20 protein-coding genes are annotated in these 22,107 nt (G+C 46.7%); 7 read left to right on the top strand and 13 right to left on the bottom strand.

The genetic code is table 11. From position 1 onward, the window contains the following. Positions 1-22: 22 nt before the first annotated feature. Both AC0YOB_RS07915 and AC0YOB_RS07910 read right to left on the bottom strand, forming a co-directional pair. Positions 23-748 carry a TetR/AcrR family transcriptional regulator gene (locus AC0YOB_RS07915; RefSeq protein WP_475789630.1) on the bottom strand — a complete coding sequence of 242 codons (726 nt, stop codon included), beginning with the start codon at positions 746-748 and terminating at the stop codon, positions 23-25. 253 nt (positions 749-1,001) lie between these two features. After that, positions 1,002-1,160, bottom strand: a complete 159-nt coding sequence (locus AC0YOB_RS07910; RefSeq protein ID WP_475792386.1) for a hypothetical protein — start codon at positions 1,158-1,160, stop codon at positions 1,002-1,004. A gap of 341 nt (positions 1,161-1,501) precedes the next feature. Here AC0YOB_RS07910 and AC0YOB_RS07905 point away from each other — a divergent pair, with 341 nt between their 5' ends. Further along, positions 1,502-1,648 carry a helix-turn-helix domain-containing protein gene (locus AC0YOB_RS07905; protein WP_475792385.1) on the top strand — a complete coding sequence of 49 codons (147 nt, stop codon included), beginning with the start codon at positions 1,502-1,504 and terminating at the stop codon, positions 1,646-1,648. A 4-nt stretch (positions 1,649-1,652) separates the two neighbouring features. Continuing rightward, positions 1,653-1,823, top strand: coding sequence for an MmyB family transcriptional regulator (locus tag AC0YOB_RS07900; RefSeq protein WP_475792975.1), 171 nt, complete (start codon positions 1,653-1,655; stop codon positions 1,821-1,823). Positions 1,824-2,046: 223 nt separating this feature from the next. Here the strand turns inward: AC0YOB_RS07900 and AC0YOB_RS07895 are convergent, their stop codons facing one another. The 9 genes from AC0YOB_RS07895 to AC0YOB_RS07855 form a co-directional block, all read right to left on the bottom strand. After that, positions 2,047-2,508, bottom strand: coding sequence for a DUF6985 domain-containing protein (locus tag AC0YOB_RS07895; protein ID WP_475792384.1), 462 nt, complete (start codon positions 2,506-2,508; stop codon positions 2,047-2,049). Between the two features lie 139 nt (positions 2,509-2,647). Then, positions 2,648-2,986, bottom strand: a complete 339-nt coding sequence (locus tag AC0YOB_RS07890) for a VOC family protein (protein ID WP_475792383.1) — start codon at positions 2,984-2,986, stop codon at positions 2,648-2,650. Positions 2,987-3,221: 235 nt separating this feature from the next. Then, positions 3,222-3,887, bottom strand: coding sequence for a short chain dehydrogenase (locus AC0YOB_RS07885; RefSeq protein ID WP_475792382.1), 666 nt, complete (start codon positions 3,885-3,887; stop codon positions 3,222-3,224). A 191-nt stretch (positions 3,888-4,078) separates the two neighbouring features. Then, entirely contained in the window at positions 4,079-4,627 is a 549-nt protein-coding gene (locus AC0YOB_RS07880; RefSeq protein WP_475792381.1) for a DinB family protein, read from the bottom strand. A 277-nt stretch (positions 4,628-4,904) separates the two neighbouring features. Beyond that, positions 4,905-5,375, bottom strand: a complete 471-nt coding sequence (locus tag AC0YOB_RS07875) for a DinB family protein (protein ID WP_475792380.1) — start codon at positions 5,373-5,375, stop codon at positions 4,905-4,907. Positions 5,376-5,621: 246 nt separating this feature from the next. After that, entirely contained in the window at positions 5,622-6,230 is a 609-nt protein-coding gene (locus AC0YOB_RS07870) for a zinc dependent phospholipase C family protein (RefSeq protein WP_475792379.1), read from the bottom strand. Between the two features lie 85 nt (positions 6,231-6,315). After that, positions 6,316-6,639, bottom strand: coding sequence for a hypothetical protein (locus AC0YOB_RS07865; protein ID WP_475792378.1), 324 nt, complete (start codon positions 6,637-6,639; stop codon positions 6,316-6,318). 328 nt (positions 6,640-6,967) lie between these two features. Further along, positions 6,968-7,804 (bottom strand): nucleotidyltransferase domain-containing protein, encoded by an 837-nt coding sequence (locus AC0YOB_RS07860; protein WP_475792377.1) that lies wholly within the window; start codon positions 7,802-7,804, stop codon positions 6,968-6,970. Positions 7,805-7,913: 109 nt separating this feature from the next. Then, positions 7,914-8,828, bottom strand: coding sequence for a phosphotransferase family protein (locus AC0YOB_RS07855; RefSeq protein WP_475792376.1), 915 nt, complete (start codon positions 8,826-8,828; stop codon positions 7,914-7,916). Positions 8,829-9,605: 777 nt separating this feature from the next. Here AC0YOB_RS07855 and AC0YOB_RS07850 point away from each other — a divergent pair. Beyond that, complete coding sequence (locus tag AC0YOB_RS07850; protein ID WP_475792375.1) at positions 9,606-9,977, top strand: iron chaperone; 372 nt, start codon at positions 9,606-9,608, stop codon at positions 9,975-9,977. Between the two features lie 75 nt (positions 9,978-10,052). On the opposite strand, the gene AC0YOB_RS07845 is transcribed toward AC0YOB_RS07850, so the two are convergent. Continuing rightward, on the bottom strand, positions 10,053-15,485 hold the full coding sequence (locus AC0YOB_RS07845) for a S8 family serine peptidase (RefSeq protein ID WP_475792374.1): 5,433 nt from the start codon (positions 15,483-15,485) through the stop codon (positions 10,053-10,055). A 743-nt stretch (positions 15,486-16,228) separates the two neighbouring features. On the opposite strand from AC0YOB_RS07845, the gene AC0YOB_RS07840 reads away from it, so the two are divergent. The 3 genes from AC0YOB_RS07840 to AC0YOB_RS07830 all read left to right on the top strand — a co-directional run bounded on the left by AC0YOB_RS07840 (position 16,229) and on the right by AC0YOB_RS07830 (position 20,258). Then, the gene (locus AC0YOB_RS07840) at positions 16,229-17,602 is read left to right on the top strand and encodes an LLM class flavin-dependent oxidoreductase (RefSeq protein ID WP_475792373.1); all 1,374 of its coding nucleotides are present in this window, start codon (positions 16,229-16,231) and stop codon (positions 17,600-17,602) included. 47 nt (positions 17,603-17,649) lie between these two features. Continuing rightward, positions 17,650-19,008, top strand: a complete 1,359-nt coding sequence (locus tag AC0YOB_RS07835; protein WP_475792372.1) for an LLM class flavin-dependent oxidoreductase — start codon at positions 17,650-17,652, stop codon at positions 19,006-19,008. A gap of 314 nt (positions 19,009-19,322) precedes the next feature. Continuing rightward, the gene (locus AC0YOB_RS07830; RefSeq protein ID WP_475792974.1) at positions 19,323-20,258 is read left to right on the top strand and encodes an ABC transporter substrate-binding protein; all 936 of its coding nucleotides are present in this window, start codon (positions 19,323-19,325) and stop codon (positions 20,256-20,258) included. A 376-nt stretch (positions 20,259-20,634) separates the two neighbouring features. On the opposite strand, the gene AC0YOB_RS07825 is transcribed toward AC0YOB_RS07830, so the two are convergent. Further along, positions 20,635-21,246, bottom strand: coding sequence for a class I SAM-dependent methyltransferase (locus AC0YOB_RS07825; protein ID WP_475792371.1), 612 nt, complete (start codon positions 21,244-21,246; stop codon positions 20,635-20,637). A gap of 384 nt (positions 21,247-21,630) precedes the next feature. Between AC0YOB_RS07825 and AC0YOB_RS07820 the strand changes: the two genes are divergently transcribed. Next, a complete protein-coding gene (locus AC0YOB_RS07820) occupies positions 21,631-22,068 on the top strand; it encodes a winged helix-turn-helix transcriptional regulator (protein WP_475792370.1) in 438 nt (145 codons plus the stop codon). Positions 22,069-22,107: the final 39 nt, after the last annotated feature.

The following is a 22,107-nucleotide window of genomic DNA, read 5'->3' as shown; positions in this document are numbered from 1 at the left end:
GCAAGCTTATTTGCAAAAATCTTTAGTCCAATCCGTTCTCTGCATCATCTTTTATTGCATTCACCCACACCTCGACCACATCTGCGTCAATACGATATAAGGTATTTGGGAGAGCGCCAAGCATACGCTCAATAGCGTCCATATAGGCTGCATGAATTGTGACAATACGTTCAATCAGACTTCGTTCATCGCGCTCCGTTCCGGATGTTTGCAATAGCCTGGCATGAGTGCTCCCCATGCCCTGCAATAGGGATAGGATGACCTCACCGGCCTGTGCAGGATAGGCTGCAGTGAAAACGCCTTCCCGAATACCTTGTTGTACAATCTTGTTCAGCAGCGGCGCACGATGTGTAATAACCGCCTCGTTCACTTTGTCGCGGACTACGGCGTTCGCATCGTTGTACCAAACGCTCTGCAGCTTAGCCAGCTCTGTCTTGTGCTCTATTCGCTTTTGATCAAACGCGTTAAAGAAGCCCTGCAGTTTTTCGATTGCAGACAGAATAGGATCATTTACGATAGGAAGGATCGGTTTTTCCGACTCTTTATTTAACCGCTCAATAAAAGCCTCCAATAACCCTGGCTTCGAATCAAAATAGTGATAGAACGCTCCGCTGGAAATCCTTAGTTCAGACAAAAGGTCCTGAATAGTCATCTGTTCATAGCCTTTGGTAAATATGAGCCGTTGAGCAGCATCGAGTACTTCATTGCGTTTCTTGGCATATTCATGTTCTTTAACAATACGTGCCATTATTTCCTCCTTCTATAGATTTATATTTAATAAACCGAATCTCTCTCTATTAATTAATAAGATTGTATCATATCTTGCCATAATATCAAGATCTGTTAGTTTCGGCCGCAATTCTCCACTCCTATCGGCCTTAGAGAAGGGATGAAGCATTCGTGATCCCTTCCCCGGGTGGCGCACTGCTTCAGAACATCCACTATCGTGTTTCTTTCGTTCAGCTTCTATCTGAAGAGGGACAATATTAAATGTACATTGTTTATTTATCAAGCTTATTAGAAATCTCTTTGAGGACTGTCAAAACATTATTAAGAGCTATTAAAATAAAGCCTAAAAGAACAAAAGCAACAATTTCATGAGTAAAAAAAGAAATAACCCCCAATATACCAGCGTACATACAATAAAGAAAAATTTTCATTATTACCTCCTGGATGTTGTTATAGTTGGACCATGACTAATCTATTCTGTCTGTTTGGCGAAGACCTGCCGGCTAGTTCAATAATACCGATTTTCTCCAGACCCGTGAATAAAAGTTTTTTTGGCTCACCTCAACTTAGATATCCGTAAGCTGCATTTTTTGCCGGATTTGTAATTGGAGGAGCGGCGTTTGAAGGAATGGTTCGTTCACGTGTATCACATAGCACGGAGGCTCAGCCTTTCTCCGGATGATGTAAGATTACCGGTTGGCACTCGCCGCCGGACAGCCGGCTTACGCCGAGGGAGGTCGCACAGCTGGCGAGTATCGGCACATCCTGGTACATGTGGCTGGAGCAGGGACGTGATGTCCGCCCATTAGCGCAAGTACTGGAAAGTCTTGCTACTGCTCTAAGACTTAGTCCCAATGAACGCCGTCATCTTTTTTTCTTGCGGGCGAATCATTGCCACCTAACTTGTCTCCTCAAGTAGTTCTATTTCCGAAGCGTCGCCGCCTCATGATTTCAACTTAATCTGGCGACTTTTTACTAACCCGGGATGGAAGAAACGCTTCAGTAAATGGGAACAAACCGCCCGAGGAATCATTGCGGAATTTCACACTGCATCAACCCGTTACATTGAAGATTCAATATTTGTCATCGAATGAAATTAGTTCACCTGCCGCTCCTTAGCCCCATAGTCTATGGTAAATAAAGAGATCCCTCGCGAAAAAAAGCAAGGGATCTGTTTAACTCAACTAAAACGGATGTCCACATATGATGTGTAACACTATATGAAAATACAGCAGAAGCATGGCTCGTCTACGAAACTTGTAAATTTATATGATATAGTATTTTGTTCAGAAGTATATCTAATTAATCCCGCTTAATTCAAGCGTAATTCCACTCGTCTTCCTTGGTGAAGTCTCCCCAAGGATCGATGCCGTCGTGGCCTCCAACGTACAGGACCTTGTCGCCGCGAACAATCCATTCCATGCCGTGCTCCGTCTCCCATTCGCAGTCGAGTTCCATATGCAGGACGGGCTCATCGCCGTTTTCCGGATTCGGTATGATGAAGGTGAGCGGCGTCATATGGTTGAGCACGTCTCTGGCCGACTCATAAGCGATGGGCTCCTCGCCGATATATTCGAGAAAAAAGTCGCTGTACCTGATTGATGCTTCGCAAAGCCGGACAATCAAATCGTCGCTGAAAGAATTAAAATAAGTAATACATGACTCCGCATACCCGATATGCTCCTCGTCGTCCATAATGACCGACACTTCCCTGTTGAACAGCGGGGAGTATACCTCCGCTTTTACGAAATAGCCGTCTTTTCGAATATTGTTCAGCATCCCGCAACCTCCATCGATTCTATTTCAATCCTAATAGTAGCATATTATGGAGTGCGCAAGCTCCGTGCTGTTGAGCGAAGGGCTGCCGTTCGGCAGCCCCTCGGAATGCACTATCGGGCCCATTGAAAATTCCCTTCAGTCAGCAGAGTACTTCTACTGTAAATCCTCCTGGTGCTTCAACATAAAAGGTGTAGCCATGTGCTTGTTGGGGAGGTTTCACATCAAAGCCATCCTCTTTTAAGCGTTGATTGATCGCATTCACTTGTTCTTCATTTTCCTGGGGGAATCCAATATGGAAGGTTTTCGGATAACGGACTTCTTCCCCTTTCATTAAAGTCAGGACGAAGCCATCGTCATCAAACAACGCCGCAAAGCTGTTTCCCCGGGTGCCCCCGCATGTCATGCCAAAATAAGTTTCCAGGAACGTCCGAGCAGTTGAGACATCCGTAACGGTCAGATTGAGATGTTTGATTTTCATTTTCCCACCCTCTCCTCAATTCGTTCTTGAACCGTGTTTCATCCTCATTATATTACCTTCATGCAAGTGGCAGGGTTTGAGTAAAAACACCTTAAATTAGGTATCTTTTAAGCAGATAATCCGTCACGTTTCTTGAAGGATTTTGTATGAACTGCCGGAGATCGCAGATGCGTTTAGTGCCGCAGGTTTAGATCCCTTATCTCTCGCATACCTCAATAAAATTGTCCATGACGGATCAAAAAGCCTTCGGGGTGATTGTCTGCCCCTGCATGGTTCCTTCGAGAGCCTTAACGTAGGCTTGCGCCACGTCAATCGCAGATGTTCCATTTACGTTTTCCAATCCAAGTTTCACCCGTAAATCCGTGCTCATGCTCGCCAGTGATTCCTTTACCCATCCTGGGCTGACGATATTTAATCGAATTCCACGCGGCAGCTCCGACGCCGCGGCACGGACGAAGCCTTCAAGACCATTGTTCACAAATGCGCTTACCGCGCTGCCTGGAATGAGGTTCTCGAACATATTGCCGCTTGTGATTGTAATGGATCCCCCATCACGCAAATGATCGACTGCGTGGCGTATGAGAGCAACCTGTCCCAGCACTTTGCTCTTCATACCATACTCGAAGTCTTCTTCTGAAAGAAATTCAAGTGGAGTCAATTTGCCGCTTCCAGCTGTGACAACGACTGCGTCGACATTGTGCACCTCCGCAAAAAGCGCATCAATGGAAATTGAGTCCTCCAGATCCACTCGAACCGCTCCTTTACGCGATGCACGAACAACTTCATAATTTCTTTCTTCAAGAGTACTTGCGACCGCGTTGCCGATGGTTCCCGTGGCTCCGATCACGATTATTTTTTTGGGATTTTGCGATTTTCTTAAATGTAACTCCTGGTTATTCATATGAATTCCCCTCCTTATTCTTGTGCAACAACTTCAAAAACCTAAAACTTCATGAGGATTTTTTATCCAGGCTCTTGGATATCTGGGAACAAATAAGGTAAACCACTTGACGGCCTCAGCCCGGTGCAATACAGGACTAAGGCCGCTTAATTGAATGTATTTTTTGTACTGTCTGCTTGACGGGGTGCAGTTCAGTCCTGGACTGCCGCGGCATAAAGGAACCGGCAGTAACCGATTTCGGCAGCATTTTTTATAAGTTCAAGATTTAGCCAGCCTGCAAGCGCATGAAATGGCTTATCGGTGAAAGGCCATCTTGTTCGATCATTAGAAAGAAGTTCATCATCCAACAACTTGGCCACTGCAGTTTCCCATTCAAGACGCAAGCGTGTAATTCTCTCCCTCGTTTCGATGATGTTGCCAGGACAACTAACATCCTCACGCGTTAATGTTCCTTTTCCAAAGGAATAGTCAAGAACCATTGTCCACCAAAACATGATATGCCATGTTAACCAAGCTATACTCGCCGGTCCAATATCATATGCCTCTGATTCCGGCCAATCTGCGCGCCAGACTCCTGATTCATTAAAAACATGAAGCCCCTTTGAAGCGGGTCGCCACAGATACTCTTCATCTTCAAGGCCATCGAGATGAATCTCTAGCATTTTCCATGAGATTTCAAACTGGAAATGTAGTGTATGCCGGATGCAGTCTGTTGTGCTTTGAATATTTTTATCGTTCACAGCTACTCTCCTCCGTTTTCTACGTCAGTTAAAAAAACAAACATTTATCAAAAACGTTTGCTTAATAACTAACATATTATCAAAAAGTCTATGTATCAACAATGCCGACAAGCAAATATTTAATCATGATTTTTTTCAACCACTCTCCTCCCTTTAGCTCAATCATCACCAAAAAAAAGACAAAGGAGCTGCCGCTGCAGCTCCTTTGTCCAATGTCTTTTTAAAACTATCGCGCAGGGAAAGTTTAATGTACTTTCCAATAATCACCTCATTGGGGTTAAAACAATCCCCGGCGAATGAGATTAGCCGTCACGGGGACTTTGCCCACTTCCCTCGACCACACGGACAATTGGCCGATATGGTGGATTTCATGGGCGATAACATGCCGCATGACTTCTCCATATTTGAAGGTAACGGGTTCCCCCTTTGGCGTTAATTCCGTTAAATCCTTCGAATCCATTTCATCGGTCCACGACAGGACAAAAGGACGGACTTCCTCGTGAAACCTGGCGGATAATTCCGTCACCTTCTGCAGGCTGGCATAGGGTTCGAATGGCTCCGTGAACTCCGGCTTCATTTGCAGACCGGATATCCAGCTGAATTCCACATCCACGATATGAAACAACGTGTGCAAAATGCTTCCGATCCCGCCTGTCCGCTTTTTGAGCAGTTCTTCTTCAGAAACGTCTTGGCACCAAGCGAACCAGTCTTGCCGGACTTGCCAGTTATACTCGAATAATTTCAACATCTGTTTTGCCTCCTAATAGATCCTGAATTTGAAAGCATAAAAAAGACCACGGGCAATCAGCCCATGGCCAGAATAGAGCGGACACGCGCACGGCGTATCCTAAACGCACATCTGTTCCGTGAGGGGGGCTAGTTGCGGCATAATATCTATGCGGTTTTTATTCATAGCTCCCACCTCCTTTGTCGATGCCATAATCTTACATGATGATCTCCGGTGCGTCAACCTCTTTTGCCCAGCGGGAGAACTCTATCGGATCAGATGTTTAATATACATAGCACCCTTCTCAACTGAAGTCTCTATGTAACCGACGATTTGTTCAAAAGTAAACACACTCAACTGCTCATTAATTGAGCTTTGTTCAACATTCATATCTTCGAATACCTCAGGTAGAAATTTTTCTATATCTTTTTCTGTGACTTCTTGTAATTCAACGATTTCAACCTCTTTTGTACTCACCTGGGTAAAATAGTTTGCAATGTTGTAATAGTCCAATAACTTTCCATTTAACAAACGGAAATCATTGTGATACCGATCTAAAACGTCCTTGTCGTTTTCAAGTCTATTTTTTAACCAAGGTATATAGAAGCCCTTTAACCATATATCATCTGCAATTAAATGTGTATAATAACCCAATATATAATTGGCATGCTTATGGGAGCTATATTTATTTATGAATTTTTCATAATCAATACTCCTTGTATAATCACTATGGCTTCCGGCAAAAAAATGGGATAATTCTTTAGGAGAAACTGCATCAGGTACAATTCCGCCTAACAAAAAGGCCGGTTTATCTTTTATTGAAAAGTGGTCGGCTATTTGATTAGCAATAATAAGGTGCATCATTCTCGAACCCATTACTTGCTGGCCCCCTTAAGAAGAATGTTATATTCCGCAAATTAATCATGATGCCCTAGCCAGCCGCGCGGCAGACTTAAGTAATTTATACAAGGATCCCCACTAAGAAAACTGTAAAAACGATACTGCTTGCAACCAGCATAAATCCGCCTACCTTATAACTCAAAGATGTACCAAAATCATGGGGGTATTTTTTTGAAATTAACACGGTTGGCAACCAAAACACGATAGCGGCTATAAACGGAATATGAAAACCCTCGTCTCCATTCGTATATATATCCCAGTTGAACAAGTGAAACAGATAATGGCTTATCATAAAGTCGTTTTGAAATTTAAAATTAAATAAAAATCCCGAAATTAGAACAAACATTGCAATTGATCCCGATCCAAACGATCGTTTTATTGTCAAATCAATTCGCTCCCTCAGCGTATGGGTTGATTTAACCTTATTATAGTCATAACCAGTTAAATCCGGACCTCAGTCTTTATTTATTCTAATAATCGTTTTTTTAAATAATTCAAAAAACTTAAAGCGTTTATTGAAAGAACACACGAGATCAAGATCCAAACCATAACCCGGTCTGATTGATAATATGTTAATTTAAGAGAACTCATGAAGTGATATCTCAGAAAAGCAATAATAAATAAAAGCAATGAAATAAATACCACAAAAGAGACGCTATGATAAATAATCTTTCCCCTGGACATCGTCAAACCTCCTCTGCATCCATAACCATTTAGTTCTTTATAAAAGTCTTAGTTTCTTCAATCAGATCACGCAGCTCATTGAAGGACTTCTCCAGACATTCCTGATCCTCTGTGACTAAACTGACTATATTATTTACTCTCTTGGAGTATTGCCTTGGTGCCATTCTAAATGAATCTGCAATTGCAACAGCCCCTTTTTCGTTCATCAAGTAGCATTCGTTAACTGCGAACAAGACCTGATTCAAACAGGATATCGACCGAAAACAGCACCCGGCGATGTACGCCAGATCTGTTTTATACATCCCCTTTCTCCCATTATCAAGTGCAAAAGCCGCTTCCCAAAAAAACTTGTGAATCATGGCCTTTTTCAACTCAGGCGGATACGGAACCGTTCTGGCCTTCATTTCTCCAATAGTACCGGAAGGATCCCATAATACTTGGCATAACGCGATCTCCGAGAAATAAATCGAGTTGATAAATCCATGCGGATGCCCCGGCTGATAGTCAACAGTAATGTCCCCCGAGCGACATTGCTCGATCACGGCAGATACCTTATTCAGATCGCGATAGAGAAAGTCAACAGGATAATGATTAACAACCAGCCAGCCCCCTCCATTAATCCACGGCCCCCAGCCACCGATCTCTGTAACTAAGTTATGTCTGCCAGCATCATCCATACCGGCGGCAAGCTGTTGAAGCCCGGGAATATCTAAACCGCTTCTGGAATCGTAATATATACCAATATCGATATCTGAGTTGTGAGTATGATTCCCTCTGGCTCTTGAGCCGCCAAGAACAATAGCCCTCACGCCGTTTATTTGCTTCAGACCGTCAACAAGCATAGAAATTGTATTCTCAAGTTCCATAGACCCTCCGTGGTTGGCTATTATATTTTTCCCTAATAAAAAGGGGAACGTGTGCTTCAAAGCTATATTTAATTTCCAGCTCAGTCACCTTCTTAACGGATTGCCCAGACTAACGTTTGTACCAGGTTGGTACAGCGCTTTCAAAATTCCGGTGATCGTCCAGCACTGTACGGATGCGGGCCATCATCGAATCGAGTTGTGCCGGCATGACCTTGAGCGTCCAACTGATCGTTCCGAACATAATCAGCGCCGAATATAGCGCATACAGGCTCCAGAATTTTTCCGGAATTTTTCCGCTAAAATAACCGTCGATTTGCCCAATCGAGAACGGAATGCTGACCTCGCGGCTGAAGTAGGCGATTTTCAGAAAATCGTGAAACGGGTCTCCCCAGTCGTACCGATTGAAATCGATCGCCGCCGCATAAGCGCCGCGATGCACGAGCAGATTGCCGGGATGAAAGTCGTCGTGCTGAAACCGGTTCGGGCGACCCTCCAATAGCGGCAATTGCCCTTCGATAAAGGCGACAATCGCATCCTCCTCAGGCAGCTTGACCCCACAGCGGCGGTATTCCGCCAATTGAAGGTTGTGCTTCGCTATCCTTCGCATTGACCACGCTTCCATGTCCTCAGCCGCTTCCACTTCGTGCATCATAAGCAGCTCCCGTCCGGCATCGACGCCTACGTTGTACTGTTCGTCAGCCGTCATTAGCGGCAGCCTCTCGGAAGCGTCTTCCCCCTCGACATAACGCAAAACCATGTAACATGAATCAAGCGCCTCGACCGTACCGAATGCAACGGGCTCCGAGGTTCGGACGCCGAGGCCGTGTATGCGGACTACCGCCTCAAACTCCCGGCGTTTGCGTTCGCTCTGATTGAAAGCGGCAGTACGAAGCACGTAAACCGGCTTGTCACCGCCTTCGTAAACGAGATATTTCCCGTCATAAGAGAAGCCTTTATGAATCTTTGAAACAGCCGTCGCTTTCCACAACGCCGGGATATATTCCCGGATTTCGGTTATTTGCATTGTGACGCTCCTTCTGGGCACTTGATATACGGTATTGTATTAACTATATTATTTCACTTCTAAGGTTCCAAGACTCTTCTGCCATTTTTAGCAGTACCTGACTAACTAAAAAAAGATGACTTGATTTTTCTTCCTGTTTTATTCTATCTTTTACTTCTATGTTACAAATCAGCTTATCAATAACCATAATAAACCTGAGCGCCGCAGCTGCAGTAAAACCGAAACGAGCAAGTCTGGAATCCCCGTTCCATCACGATCACACCTCTGTTTCTTCAAAAACATGTATTACATTATGACAGCCTGATGGTCATTACACCCTATTTCCTGGCCAAATTTTTGGAGAGTAAACCATAAAAACGATTTTGTGGCTTTCATGGTACCAATGAAGAATTAAGGATATGATACAACCACCAATATAAAAGAAAGGGAATACAACAGGTAATTAGTATTAATATAACAATAGCTTTGCTTTTTAATTGTTTCCTCATCGATACCCTCCTTTGGCTAGTATCCTGGACCAACATCGTGCTACGTTAGCTAAATCTCCTTTATAATCGCAAACGGATCCACATTACGGGCTACTTATCCCTGGTTCGGTTTGCCCGTTCTTTCACACTTTTCCCATTATGAATCCCTGCATCATTTATTATAGAGGTTTTCTCTGTGTCCATCTATTCGGAGCAATTTCTATGCTCTATAATTTGCATAATAGGTGTTGTTTTGAGGTTTGAGGAACTTCTCTGAACGACATAATTCTTATTTTAGGAGGGAGAAAAAATGGAAGTTTTTGCAGAATATTTGGCGCATATTGATAACCCGCAGCATCGGGCCAGAACGGAAGAAGTTTTGACTTGGGTAACGAAGAAATTTCCAAATTTAATGCCAAAAATTGCGTGGAATCAGCCTATGTTTACCGATCACGGCACATATATAATAGGCTTTAGCGTAGCCAAACATCATTTGGCTGTTGCCCCGGAAAGAACAGGGATTAATCATTTTTCTGATGAAATTGTGCAGGCTGGCTATGATCACACCAAGGAGCTGGTACGTATCCGGTGGGATCGTCCGGTTGAGTTCTCATTACTGGAGAAAATGATCGAGTTTAATATTTTGGATAAGACGGACTGTTCCACTTTCTGGCGGAAATAAGAGTTATCGGCACTGAAAAAGAAGAGGTGTACAGGCTCTAAAGCCCGTACACCTCTTCTTTTTCATAAATCTGGTTTAACGGATTCTAATGGCAAAGGTTTTTGTGTTCGTTGCACCTTGATCATCTGTAACCGTCAGCTCGACTGTATAGTTTCCTTTTTTCGCATAAGCATGTACAGCCGTTTCGCCACTGCCTGTTGATCTGTCCCCAAAATTCCATTCATAGGAGACAATGCTGCCGTCCTCATCATAGGAGGCAGTGCCATCAAACGTTACGTCACGCTTGCGCTGAGCTGCATCTGGTCCTTGAATTAGCGCTACAGGTGCAAGGTTTGGAGGAGCCGGCTCTTCCCCGTCCTCTGTTACATACACTCTGCCAAGGGCCGTTGCTTCAATTTCATTGCCTGCGGCATCCCATACTCTAACGACGATGACTCCGCCTTCAAGGCGCAGCGACGCCGGAGTTATATAGGCTCCTTCATAATGACCGGATGTCGTTTCGGTCATCGCGGTTTCGTTGAAACTGGACAGCGTGTTTCCAGGCAGTTCGATACGGAAGGAAGCGGAAAGACCGGGATCACTGTCAAAGGATACATAGACCGCTTCCCCTACTGTGAGATGCACATCCGTGAGCGGATTCAAATTCGTGATCACCGGTGCATTCCAGTCTGCAATCACCGTACGAGAAATCGTCGTTTCATTGCCTGCCAAGTCCGTGGCGGTTACAGTAATGACATTCTCACCCGGATTAATCAATATCCGGTGAACAAAGCTGCCGTCTTCAGCAACCTCAGCAGCCTCACCGTTAACGGTAAGTTCACTTAGGAATTCATCCGTTACCGTACCACTGACGGCATACGCCTCTGCATTCGTTTTCTCTCCATCCTCAGGAGAAGCCACTGCCAGTTCAGGCGCCGTTTGATCAAGTGTTACGGTGACTGGCGCAGAGCGGTCAGTTACCTCTTCACCGACCAATACCTCAGCGGTCAGAACGTTCGCACCGGCATTCAAGTCAATTGTCGCTTCAAACAGATTGTCTTCCACTACTGCTGTTCCTGCCTCTACTTCCCCGTTATAAATGACAACGGTAGATCCATTGGCAGAAGAAGAACCTGTAATGGTAATGCTTTCTTCATTGGTGTAAGTATCCTCAGCCGGTGATGTGAAGACTGGAGCATTGACCGGATACTGTACAGCTGCGCGGATCATGTAATTTCCTTCTTCTACAGGGGAAAGTGACCATACTCCGCTGACCAATTGCCAATTTCGCCCCGAAACAGTACTGCTTTCGTCTGTACCAAGTCCTGGCGCATTCGGATCCGGCTGCGTCTGGATGTAGACGATGTAGAAATCACCTGCAACAGATACCGGTTCAGCAAACTCGACCACCGTCCACTCATCATTGCGAAGAGCTGTTCCATCAAATGGTCCGGCGAGCTGACGTCCAGGGGTGCCATCCGGTCCCGAAGCATCATATATGGCATACTTGAATTCTGTCCCTCCCGGTACAGGCCATTCCGTGTTCCAGAAACGGAAGGAAGCTCCGGTTACTTGAGCCGCTTCAGATTCCGGTGTCATCCGAACGGCCCATCCATTACCTGCAGCATAAAACGCATGTGCATTTTCCGCTGTGCCATCATCGTAAGCAATTTCGCCTGCATGGCCGATAAATGGCTTCAGATCAACATCCTGCGTTACAGTGCCGTTTGCGGGAACATCGACTGTTATGGATTTACTGTAGTAATCCAGTGCGGAGATGGACAGGCTATACTCTCCTTCATATACGGTAAGCGCAAATGTTCCGTCTTCTCCGGTACGTACTGGAGTTACCTGTGCATCCTCCATCACCATGATAACCGCGTCAGCAATCGGTTCTCCAGTACGTTCATTCCTCACTGTACCCGTAATGGTGCCCTGGGGAACAGCCTCCAATTGGAAGTTGACTGAACGCGTCTGCCCATCCGCAATGGTTACCGGAACCGTTTGTGGATAGTATCCATAGGATTCCACCTTCAGATTGTAATCGCCTGCCACATGATTGAAGCTGTAACGGCCCGTGTAGGGATCTGTACGTACGGAACGTCCGGTTTCAACCACGGTTACCGTCGCTGAAACAGGAAGACTGAAAATCCCGACCTCATCTTCTTTGGAGACTGAATCGCCTTGTGTCGAAATGCTTTTGCTTGCACCAAAGTCACTCAATACCGGAGCAGAAACGTCTCTTAATACAGGAGCTTTCTCTACAGCCTTTTCTTTGACCGTTTCGGAGTTTGTATCGCTTGCTGTAGATTCAGGAGCTTCGACTGCAAGTACCCGGAAATCATCCAGATACCATCCCGCATTCGTAACACTGCCGTCTGATGTGAATCTGAATCGTACCTGAACCTCGCCTCCAACGTAGTCATTTAAATCAATGAATACAGGGGACCATTGTTTTCCTTCATTCGGATCGGAGAAATAAGCGATCTCCGTCCAAGTTGAACCACCGTCAGCTGTTATTTCTACGTATGCATCATCATAGTTTCTCTCGATCTCATACCATTGATTAAAGGTAAGAGCTGCATTGCTGTTTGCAGTCAAATCAATGACAGGCGATACCAAGGAGAAGCTCGCGTCATTCTCATAGGTGCTGTCGAGATCCGTTCCCCATGCATTAGGCGGACTCACAGCGGCAGCCGGCCCGGGTGCAGAAGGGACTCCTCTTTCCCATTCATCATGCGTGCCTGAGTGCGTCCAGCCGTTATCGTCTGCACTGTCAAACGAATCACTGAAGATCGATTCGGGCACTTGAACATCTACAGAAATTTCGTTGGAAGCCGCGCTTTCATTCCCGCTGTAATCTTTTGCCTTGACTACATAATAATAAGTTGCGGCGTCTCCTTCAATCGTGATGCTGTCCACATAAGTCGTGTCAGCAGTCGTTCCGATAAGCTCATAGCCTGAGCCTGAAACGTCAGAACGGTAAACATTGTACTCTTTCAAATCTTCCTCTGCCGGAGCAGTCCAGTTCAGGGTGACGTCACCAAGAATGGAAGGTGTTCCCGTCAACTCTGTCGGGGAAGCCGGAGCCTCTTCATCTGGCAGCTGCAAGGAGAAATCGTCAATATACCACCCTTCGCCTTCAATCGAACTATTGGAAGTCAGCAAGAAAGCTATATATACTTTTTGACCCGCATATGCTGTCAAATCGATATATTGGTTGACCCATGCCTCGCTGCTGCCGGTGAAAGTAAGCAGCTGTTCGAACTCATAGCCGCTGTCTTCTGTTGCGATATAAACACTTCCAAAATCGCCGTTATCTTCCAGGTCATACCATTGCTTGAAGGATAACAATCCGCCCTCCGGCACATCAACCAGGTTGATTGGCGGTGCGATTAAGGCCGTGCTGGAGCCCGGTGCATAAGTGCCCGTTAAATTCGTTGCCATAACACTGTCTCCGGAATATGCACTTCCAGGACCGCTTTCGGGAGTTCCCCATACCCATGGGTTTTCGAAGTCCGGCAGGAATCCAACAGAATTGCTTTCGAAATTTTGGAAATAACCAGGTTCAATTCCTTCCAGTACGGTTACAGAATATACTTTCGTATCATAACCGTTATTGCCGTAATCGTTGACACGAATGTAATATTCAAGTCCCGGTTCTTCAATGAGTGAAGCAGGAATGACTGCCCGGTAAGTCCCGTTTAACCCATCTCCGGAAGTGAGCTCCGCTGGTATGTAACCATAGAGACCCGTTCCTTTAATTCTAGCAAATACGCTGACATCCGTTACTCCTACATTATCGCTCGCACCTATTGTAATTGCGGTATCAAGTCCCGCATAAACGGTCTCAACTACCGTGTGCTCGAGCTCAGGCGCTGTCAGATCATCTCCATCAATGGTTACGCGGCCCGTTACAGATCCAACGCCTTGAAGGACAGAACCAACCGCATCAAGCGCATTTACGATACCATGTCCATAACCGTTGTTAGGCGAATCCGGAAAATTGCTATCGGTTCTTTCCGTCGCCGTTTCCGTCAAGATATCTTCCAGATCGTCTACAGTGAGCGAATTATTGGCTTGCAGCAGGAGCGCTGCGATCGCTGTTGTATGAGGGCCAGCCATTGACGTTCCGTTCCAGCCGCCTTCATAACCGCCGCCAGGAACAGATGAACGGATGTTTACACCAGGTGCAGAAACCTCAGGCTTGATCTCGCCATAAGGAGAAGGCCCTTGAAGTGAAAAATCTGCCAGGTTGCCGTTAACATCCGTAGCCCCGGTAGCGAACGATTCCGGATAGTTGGCCGGGTTTGCAACAGATCCAGGTCCGCCGGGATTCGTTATTGAAGTGTTACCTGCAGAAAACTCAGGGAAAATCTGAGCATCCCGCCAGGCTTGTACGATCGGACGGAACCACTCGTCGATGCCTGGACCTCCGCCCCAGGAGTTGTTTACAACATCCGGCGCAAGTTCAGGGTGAAGATTTCCTTCTTCATCAACCGGAGCAAGCAGCCACTGCGCACCGTCGAGGATGATGGCATCCGTTGTAGATGGATTAAAAATCCGGACCGCCATCCATTTCGCACCGGGAGCAACGCCTATAATATTGGTGCCATCCTCCTCGGAACCAACCATCGTACCCATCGTATGCGTTCCGTGACCCTCAGCATCCGTCGGCATCGAAGAACCGCTGTGCGGATCGTACCAGCTGAGCTCCGGATCCACGACATTGCCACTCGCATCCAAACCGCGCCACTTGCTTGCCAATGCAGGATGCGTATACTCAACGCCTGTATCCAAGTTAGCTACAACAATACCGGAACCATCGATTCCCTGTTCCCATATTTCAGGAGCATTGACTTGTGCAATGTTCCACTCGATGTTTTCAGGGTCAAAATCTGAGGCTTTTGCCTCGGAGCCCTTAACAGCAGTAGAAGAACCGCTGGCTGTAGCGCTTGTCTTTGGTGTGGAAGCATTCTTGTCCACGGTAACTTCCTGGAGAAAGCGTTCTTCGTTCGGAAGAATTTTATCAATTCCGGGCTGGAGAGCGAGTTCTTCCATTACTTCCTTCGTACTGGTCACAGCCAGGGAGTTGACGATAAAGAAGCTCTTGTATTCCTTAACTCCTCCTGAAGCCTGCTGCGCATCCAGATACTTTAGAATAGGGATTTGAGTACGGGTTGCAGCCTCTCGAAGCGTATTTACGACTGATGTCCTTGCTGACTTCTTCGCGGCCGCAGGTGTTGCCTTTTGAGCCGTTGCGAGTTCAAATGCCTTCTGAGCAGCAAGTCCCGTATCTGCTTGCTCACTTAATTTGACGAGATAAGTCACGTACTTGTCTTCTTCAAAAAGTTTGTTAAGCTTGGAATCTACTTTCGCCGTAATCAAATCCGGGGAAGCAGATCGCAAATCGACTTTGTCTGATGCCGCCGCTGCAGGAGCAGCGCCAACCGGAATAACAATAGACACTGCCAGAAGGAAAGCCATCCCGAATGAGAACGTTTTTTTAGTTTTTTTCGCTGTGACCAAGTCTACTACACTCCTTTAAAATGGAATAGAAAACGGTAGGATCTTCTCCAAATTTTTGGAATACATTTTTGCTTACAGCAATAACAAAACTAGTACTCTCAGAAACACCAAAAAAACCACTAACCGGCGAGAAGCACACAACCAAATCTGGCTTGCCTTTTTTTGATAACCACCCCCTTTAAGGTGAATCAAACGTTAGTAATAGAATCAATACATACAATTTGCGACTCAAATCAGAGAGAATGTCATCTTAGATGGGAGGAAGCGAAAATCAATAGAAGTAGAAACAGAGGATGTTGTGGGTCTTTTTTAGAGTGAGTTAAGGAACATATTTATTCCTGTATTCTTACACGAGGATATTTAAGCTTGAGTAAAGTATAAAGATATTACAAGAAACTTACAAGCATTTATGTAAGTGTTCCTTACAAGAAAATCAAAATTATCGCAGATAATCCCAGAATTTAACACTAATGCCTGTTAGTTGTGAAAGACAGCCTATTCACTTAGGTCGGCTGCCTCCTCCCCTCACTTCGAACATAAAAATAACTTGACAACATACACAATACAGCAGTAAGTTTATTTCACAGTATTCTTATGCGAATATAATATATTTACCGGTCAACCGGAAACAGCCTTGCGGCTCGTTTGCGGTTTTTTGTTGTTAGCTCATTGGATCCTTCAGATCAGGCGAGCAGCTCTGCTGACAGACCATCATTATTTTCGAAAATGGAGTGTGGAATGAATTGGGCGAACGTAATCGGAAAGTGCATCTGAATGTGTTTGTGCGTATAGCAGGCCACCATGCTGGCGGATGGAGGCACCCCGAAGCGGAACCTGAACGCGATCTGGATATTGATAAATATGCAGAACTGGCTCTTTTGGCTGAGCGGGGCTTCATCGATTCGCTGTTTACGGCAGACAATTATTCCGGAACGGGCAGAAGGCTGGAGCCGTTCACTCTGCTTTCGGCGTTGGCAGCTTTGACGAAGCATATCGGATTGATCGGAACGGTTAGCACGACCTACAACGATCCGTTTCATGTGGCCCGCAAGCTGGCGTCGATTGATTACTTGAGCAATGGCCGGGCCGCCTGGAATATTGTCACGGGGCATTCGCCGGGAGATGGGGACAACATTACGAGGTGGGGAGGTTATCCGGAGCAGAGCGAACGATATGCAATCGGCGACGAATTCGTCGAAGTTACCAAACAGCTATGGGATAGCTGGGATGATGAAGGTGCGGGCAGCATCGGGGAAAGTGAGCTGCGGGTTAACCATATCAATCTTCACGAAATTGATTTCAGAGGCAAATTCTTTAATGTCAAAGGACCCTTGAACATCCCGCGTCCTCCTCAGGGTTACCCCGTTCTGGTGCAGGCGGGTTCCTCTGAAGACGGCAAGGAATTGGCGGCCAAGCATGCCGAGGTAATCTTTACTGCGCAGCAAACGCTGGGAGCCGCACAGAATTTCTATGCCGACGTCAAGGGAAGATTGGCTAAGTACGGAAGGAAGCCTGACCAACTGGTGATCATGCCCGGCCTTGCGCCCATCGTCGGAGAAACGGAAGCGGAGGCCAAAGATTTGGAGAATGATCTGTTCGGCCTCTTGAATCTTGAGAATTCGCTTGAGCGGGCTTCGCGCTTTTTTTCCGTCAATCTGTCCGAGTATTCGCTGGATGATCCGTTGCCGATCGATAAAATCAAACCGGAAGACGGCAGCCGTAAGAGCGGTATTACCAGCCGGCGCGAAGTCGTTCTCGATGCGGTCCGCAGAGAGAAGTTTACGATTCGTCAATTTCTGAATCGAAGCGCCGGTGGACACGGGCATGTCACGTATACGGGCTCCTACATTCAGGTAGCGGATTTTATCGAAAAATGGGTGCGGGAGCACGGAGCGGACGGATTCAATTTATTGCCGCAGGTTGTGCCTCATGGCCTGGAAACGTTTATTAACAAGGTCATTCCCGAGCTGCAGAACCGTGGAATTTTCCGTACAGCCTATGAGGGTACGACCTTGCGCGAGAATCTCGGACTGACTCGACCCGAGAACAAAAATAGGGAAATATGGACTGCCCGGTACCAGGCCAACAAGGAAAACGTATCCGATCCAGTGCAGTAGAGCCGGAATTGGCTCCGAATAAAAAAGAAGAATATGAGGTGAACAAGTTGACTAACGTCAATAGAAAAGCCCATTTCAACGTATTCATTCGCAGTACCGGACATCATGCCGCTTCCTCGAGGCATCCATCGGTTAATCCGAACGGAGGTCTGGACCTGGCGCATTTCGTCAATCAGGCGAGAATCGCTGAACGTGGGTTACTTGATTCTTTGTTTGTTGCGGATGGATACTCTGGCGCATCCCGCCGATTCGAGCCGTTCACACTGTTTTCCGCGCTTGCCGTGCTTACGAAGCATATCGGTTTTATCGCTACAGTCGGAACGACCTATAACGACCCCTTCCATCTTGCCCGTCAATTTGCTTCGCTGGATCATATCAGCAAAGGACGCGCTGCATGGAATATCGTGACAGGAGCCCAGTCGGCGGCGCATAATTTCGGCCGGGATGAGCATCCGGATGTAGAGCAGCGATACAAGGTCGGTGAGGAATTCGTAGATGTTGTCAGGCAATTATGGGACAGCTGGGAAGAAGACGCTCTCGTGTATGACAAAGAGAAGGGTCAGCAGCTGGATTCAAACAAGGTCTACAGTATTAATTTTCAAGGTGAATATTATAAAGTGAAGGGTCCACTGAATATTCCACGTCCTCCGCAGGGCTATCCGGTACTCGTGCAGGCCGGATCTTCCGAAGGCGGCAAGGAATTGGCGGCAAGGACAGCAGAAGCAATCTTTACCGCTCAACAGACGCTTGGAGCCGCGCAGGAATTCTATAGGGATGTGAAAGGAAGACTGGGCAAGTTTGGGAGAAATCCGGAACAACTGCTCATATTACCAGGATTGAGCCCGATTATCGGCGATACGGAAGCCGAGGCCAGGGACCTCGAGGAGGAGTTATTTTCACTGCTTAATACGAAGCATTCCCTTCAAAACTTGTCCCGTTTCTTTACGGTAGACCTGTCGGAATATCCGCTGGATGCGCCTGTACCGCTGGATAAGTTGAGGCCAGCGGAGGACTTCAGAGTCGGAATCACATCCCGACGGGATGTGATCATCGATGCTGCGATCCGGGATCAATTTACGATCAAGCAGTTCCTGAGCCGGAGTGCAGGGGGACATGGCCATGTTACCTTTACGGGGTCCGTCCTGCAGGTAGCGGACTTCATTGAGAAATGGTTTCGCGAAGGAGGCGCCGACGGGTTCAACATTTTGCCGCCGATTATTCCGTCCGGTCTGGAAGCTTTCGTGGACAAGGTGATACCGGAGCTGCAGAACCGCGGAATCTTCCGTACTGCGTATGAGGGCAAGACGCTGCGGGAAAATCTTGGTCTTGCGCGTCCCGACAACCAACACAAGAAAGTATGGGCTGCCAACGGCCAAAGTCTTGCCGCGCTGAATGCCTCCGGATAAATTTTGTGCCAACAATACCTACCGGATCACCGGAGAATGCCTGCGGGCTTCTTCGGTTTTTTGGTTTCGGCAAAGACTGGCATTCCAACAGGAACGGCGGGGTAACCCTAATTTGCTGTACAGACATGGAGGATGAACAATGAGAAGGACGATCACTTGGCTTCAACTCGCGATGCTAACGGTGTTTCTTGGAGCTTGCACATCAACGGGGAACATTGGGAGCCCAAATGTTCCCGACTCTCATCCGGGTAATGAAAGTGCCGATGCCGAAGATTTCAAGAAGCTGGGCGCCGAACCGCTGGAACTGAAGTTTTATAGCTACGGATCGACAGAGCATTACCAAGGGCCGGGGCGATGCTATTTCCGCGCTTCCGTTCAATATAAATCAGCAAATCATGTATTACAACAAGGATCTCTTCGACAAATTCGGCGTTCCTTATCCGACGGAGAAGCAGTTGACGTGGGACCAGACACTGGAGATCGCAGCTAAACTAACCCGGACCGAGAGCGGCGTTCACTATGTCGGTCTGGCCGCAGACAATCTGACCGGATTGTCCAAATCGCTCGCTCTTCCGCTGCTTGATGCAGAGACAGGCGATGCCGCTGTCGATACGCCGGAGTGGCGAAGGATATTCGATTTGCAAAAAAGGATTTTCGATATTCCCGGTTATATTGCGACAGACAAGTTCTGGAACTGGGGCAGGGATCAGTTCATGAAGGATCAGGTGATTGGAATGCGGGTCTCCTTCCTGGCGAACATGGTGGGTCCGTTAGAGGAACTGCGCCAGCAGGGTGTGGAATTCAATTGGGATTTCGCCCCTTCTCCGAACTTTGAGGATCAATTGCCCAAGACTAGGGAGGCACAAATTCATACCATCGGAATCAGCAGCAAAAGCCCGCACCAAGACGAAGCTTTCCAGGTGCTCCAGGAGCTTCTGTCGGATGAAGGGCAGCGCATAATCGCTCGCAACGGCAGAGTGCCCGCCATTATCAATCCGGAGCTGGAGAAGGAATTCGGACAGGATATTCCGGTACTGAAAGGAAAAACGATCCAGAATGTGTTTGTAGGTACGCCGATTCTGAACCATTATATCCACCCTTACGAGACGGACATCATCATCCGGCTGACAGAGGCCACCGAAGATTTGGCAATCAATGGACTCGATGTGAACTCGGCTATTCGCAAAGCAACCGAAGCGATCAACAAGGATGTTGATACCCTACGCACGACACTGGGAGAACCCTATTAACGGTAAAACAGTAAAACGTCTGTAAATATTTTCGTACTTCAATCGGGAACGGGATCAAGTTCTCTTCATCAGCAATTGACAAGAACTTGATCCCATAAATGAAAGCCGCTTATTAACCGATTTTATTGGGACAATTTTCTTATCTTCCGGCATTACATGTCTACTAGCTTAAAGTGAGTGATAGCGAATGGGTCGTCAGACTTAGGCTCGCAGCGGTTGTCCGGCTGAATTCACCCTCGGCACTTCTACTTCGGTGTCATGCGGCTTCCGCGTGACAAGCTCCTCACTATTGTACCCGTAAGCCGAATCTTTCTTTAACCGGCTGTTGAAGTAAGCTTGTTAGATACATTAAAAGGTACAGGTGAAAAAGAAGTTATCACTTTCGAAGCAGTAGCGATTGAAAATGGGGAGCCCCTTCACCCATAGGAACAGTGTGGAAGTCTTCTACCCGAAATCTGGACCTCACAACTTCCTGGATGGAATCATCCTGAAACATGGTGAAAAAGCGTTTTGGTTCATAGAAGTCCTTTTCCCAAACCCCTTCCGAATCCTGTCCGCCGTATACGCCATAAAAGAACAGCCCGCCAGGTCTGAGGACCTTGGCGATTTGACCCAATACGGAATCAAGCCGAGCCTTCGGCACATGGAGGAGGCAGTTTAGCGCAAATACTGCGTCAAAGCTATCTGCATCAAATGTTAATTCGGAGAAGTCCATGCAATAAGCATTCAGCCCCTTCTCCCTGCAAAGCTTCACCATCTCTTCGGAAAGATCAGCACAGGTGACGCGAAGCCCCCTTTGCTCGAAATAGAAACTGTCACGCCCTGTTCCGGCGCCGATTTCAAGAAGGGTTGAGCGGTTTTCTTGAAGGACTTTCCCGACAAACCGTTCCCGTTCTTCAAACTTCCAAGGCTCAATTTCTGCCTGATCCCTATGTGCGGCGAATCGGTTATAAGCTTGCTTCAATGTCGTTTTGTCGTAAAGTGTCATTTTGGAGTTCTCTCCCATCAGTCTTTTCGTTTAAATCTTCCAGAACTTTGGCAAGGAAATCAAGTTTACATCTTAGATCGTTTTTCATGAAAGTGGATAAATTATTTGCGTGCAAAAAGATAATTAATAAAAATTCTGGAATGATGCCCTTTTCTAACGAGGTGTGCTCTCGAGGCTATCATAATGTAATTTTTAGCGTCTGGAAAACCCCGTCCGATTTGCCCAAACTAGGTCGGTAACTATATTCAGTCCTTTGTTTGAATATTGTATATATCGAATGATCCTCCCAACTATAGTCCAATGTTGATTGCTCATAAGTTGCTTTCTATTGGGAACTTACCGTATTCTTGGTAGAGTGTGTTTGTCAAAAAGGGGGTGGGGAATATGACGAAAGAAAATCCAGAGCTTAACGACACTTCGCCGGATCAAATAACGACGACTGAGGAGCAACAGCTGCGAAATGGAGAAGTAATCACTGAACATGAGGAAGAATGCGATATCAATATCGAGGCAACCCTTCGCGTTCTCAGCGGGAAATGGAAGCTGCAGCTGCTGTATGAATTGGTTGGTAAGACCCGGCGGTTCAACGAATTGCGCCGGAGGCTCTCAGGCATATCCCAGAAAATGCTGACTCAGCAGCTTCGTGAACTGGAAGAAGACGGTTTAGTAAACCGTAATGTCATTCCTGATATCCCTCCAAAGGTAGAGTATTCATTGACGGTATACGGGCATACGTTAGGGCCTATGTTTGACATCATGTTTGAATGGGGGGCCAACCATCGTCAACGCCTGGCGCAAAGCAGCAGCACTCCCCACGCATAAAACTGCCTTCGACGCTTCGATGTCCTCTAAAGCTGATAA

Source organism: Paenibacillus sp. JT31N17 (assembly GCF_056269255.1).
Note: the sequence above shows the minus strand (reverse complement) of the source record. Positions and strands in the feature narration are given on the sequence as shown.

Excerpts from the sequence above, each read along its gene's own strand:
- AC0YOB_RS07890 (WP_475792383.1), bottom strand. The coding sequence starts at position 2,986 with ATGAAAATCAAACATCTCAATCTGACCGTTACGGATGTCTCAACTGCT.
- AC0YOB_RS07915 (WP_475789630.1), bottom strand. The coding sequence starts at position 748 with ATGGCACGTATTGTTAAAGAACATGAATATGCCAAGAAACGCAATGAA.
- AC0YOB_RS07895 (WP_475792384.1), bottom strand. The coding sequence starts at position 2,508 with ATGCTGAACAATATTCGAAAAGACGGCTATTTCGTAAAAGCGGAGGTA.
- AC0YOB_RS07855 (WP_475792376.1), bottom strand. The coding sequence starts at position 8,828 with ATGCAAATAACCGAAATCCGGGAATATATCCCGGCGTTGTGGAAAGCG.
- AC0YOB_RS07850 (WP_475792375.1), top strand. The coding sequence starts at position 9,606 with ATGGAAGTTTTTGCAGAATATTTGGCGCATATTGATAACCCGCAGCAT.
- AC0YOB_RS07870 (WP_475792379.1), bottom strand. The coding sequence starts at position 6,230 with ATGGGTTCGAGAATGATGCACCTTATTATTGCTAATCAAATAGCCGAC.
- AC0YOB_RS07820 (WP_475792370.1), top strand. The coding sequence starts at position 21,631 with ATGACGAAAGAAAATCCAGAGCTTAACGACACTTCGCCGGATCAAATA.
- AC0YOB_RS07885 (WP_475792382.1), bottom strand. The coding sequence starts at position 3,887 with ATGAATAACCAGGAGTTACATTTAAGAAAATCGCAAAATCCCAAAAAA.
- AC0YOB_RS07875 (WP_475792380.1), bottom strand. The coding sequence starts at position 5,375 with ATGTTGAAATTATTCGAGTATAACTGGCAAGTCCGGCAAGACTGGTTC.
- AC0YOB_RS07825 (WP_475792371.1), bottom strand. The coding sequence starts at position 21,246 with ATGACACTTTACGACAAAACGACATTGAAGCAAGCTTATAACCGATTC.
- AC0YOB_RS07910 (WP_475792386.1), bottom strand. The coding sequence starts at position 1,160 with ATGAAAATTTTTCTTTATTGTATGTACGCTGGTATATTGGGGGTTATT.
- AC0YOB_RS07860 (WP_475792377.1), bottom strand. The coding sequence starts at position 7,804 with ATGGAACTTGAGAATACAATTTCTATGCTTGTTGACGGTCTGAAGCAA.
- AC0YOB_RS07905 (WP_475792385.1), top strand. The coding sequence starts at position 1,502 with ATGTGGCTGGAGCAGGGACGTGATGTCCGCCCATTAGCGCAAGTACTG.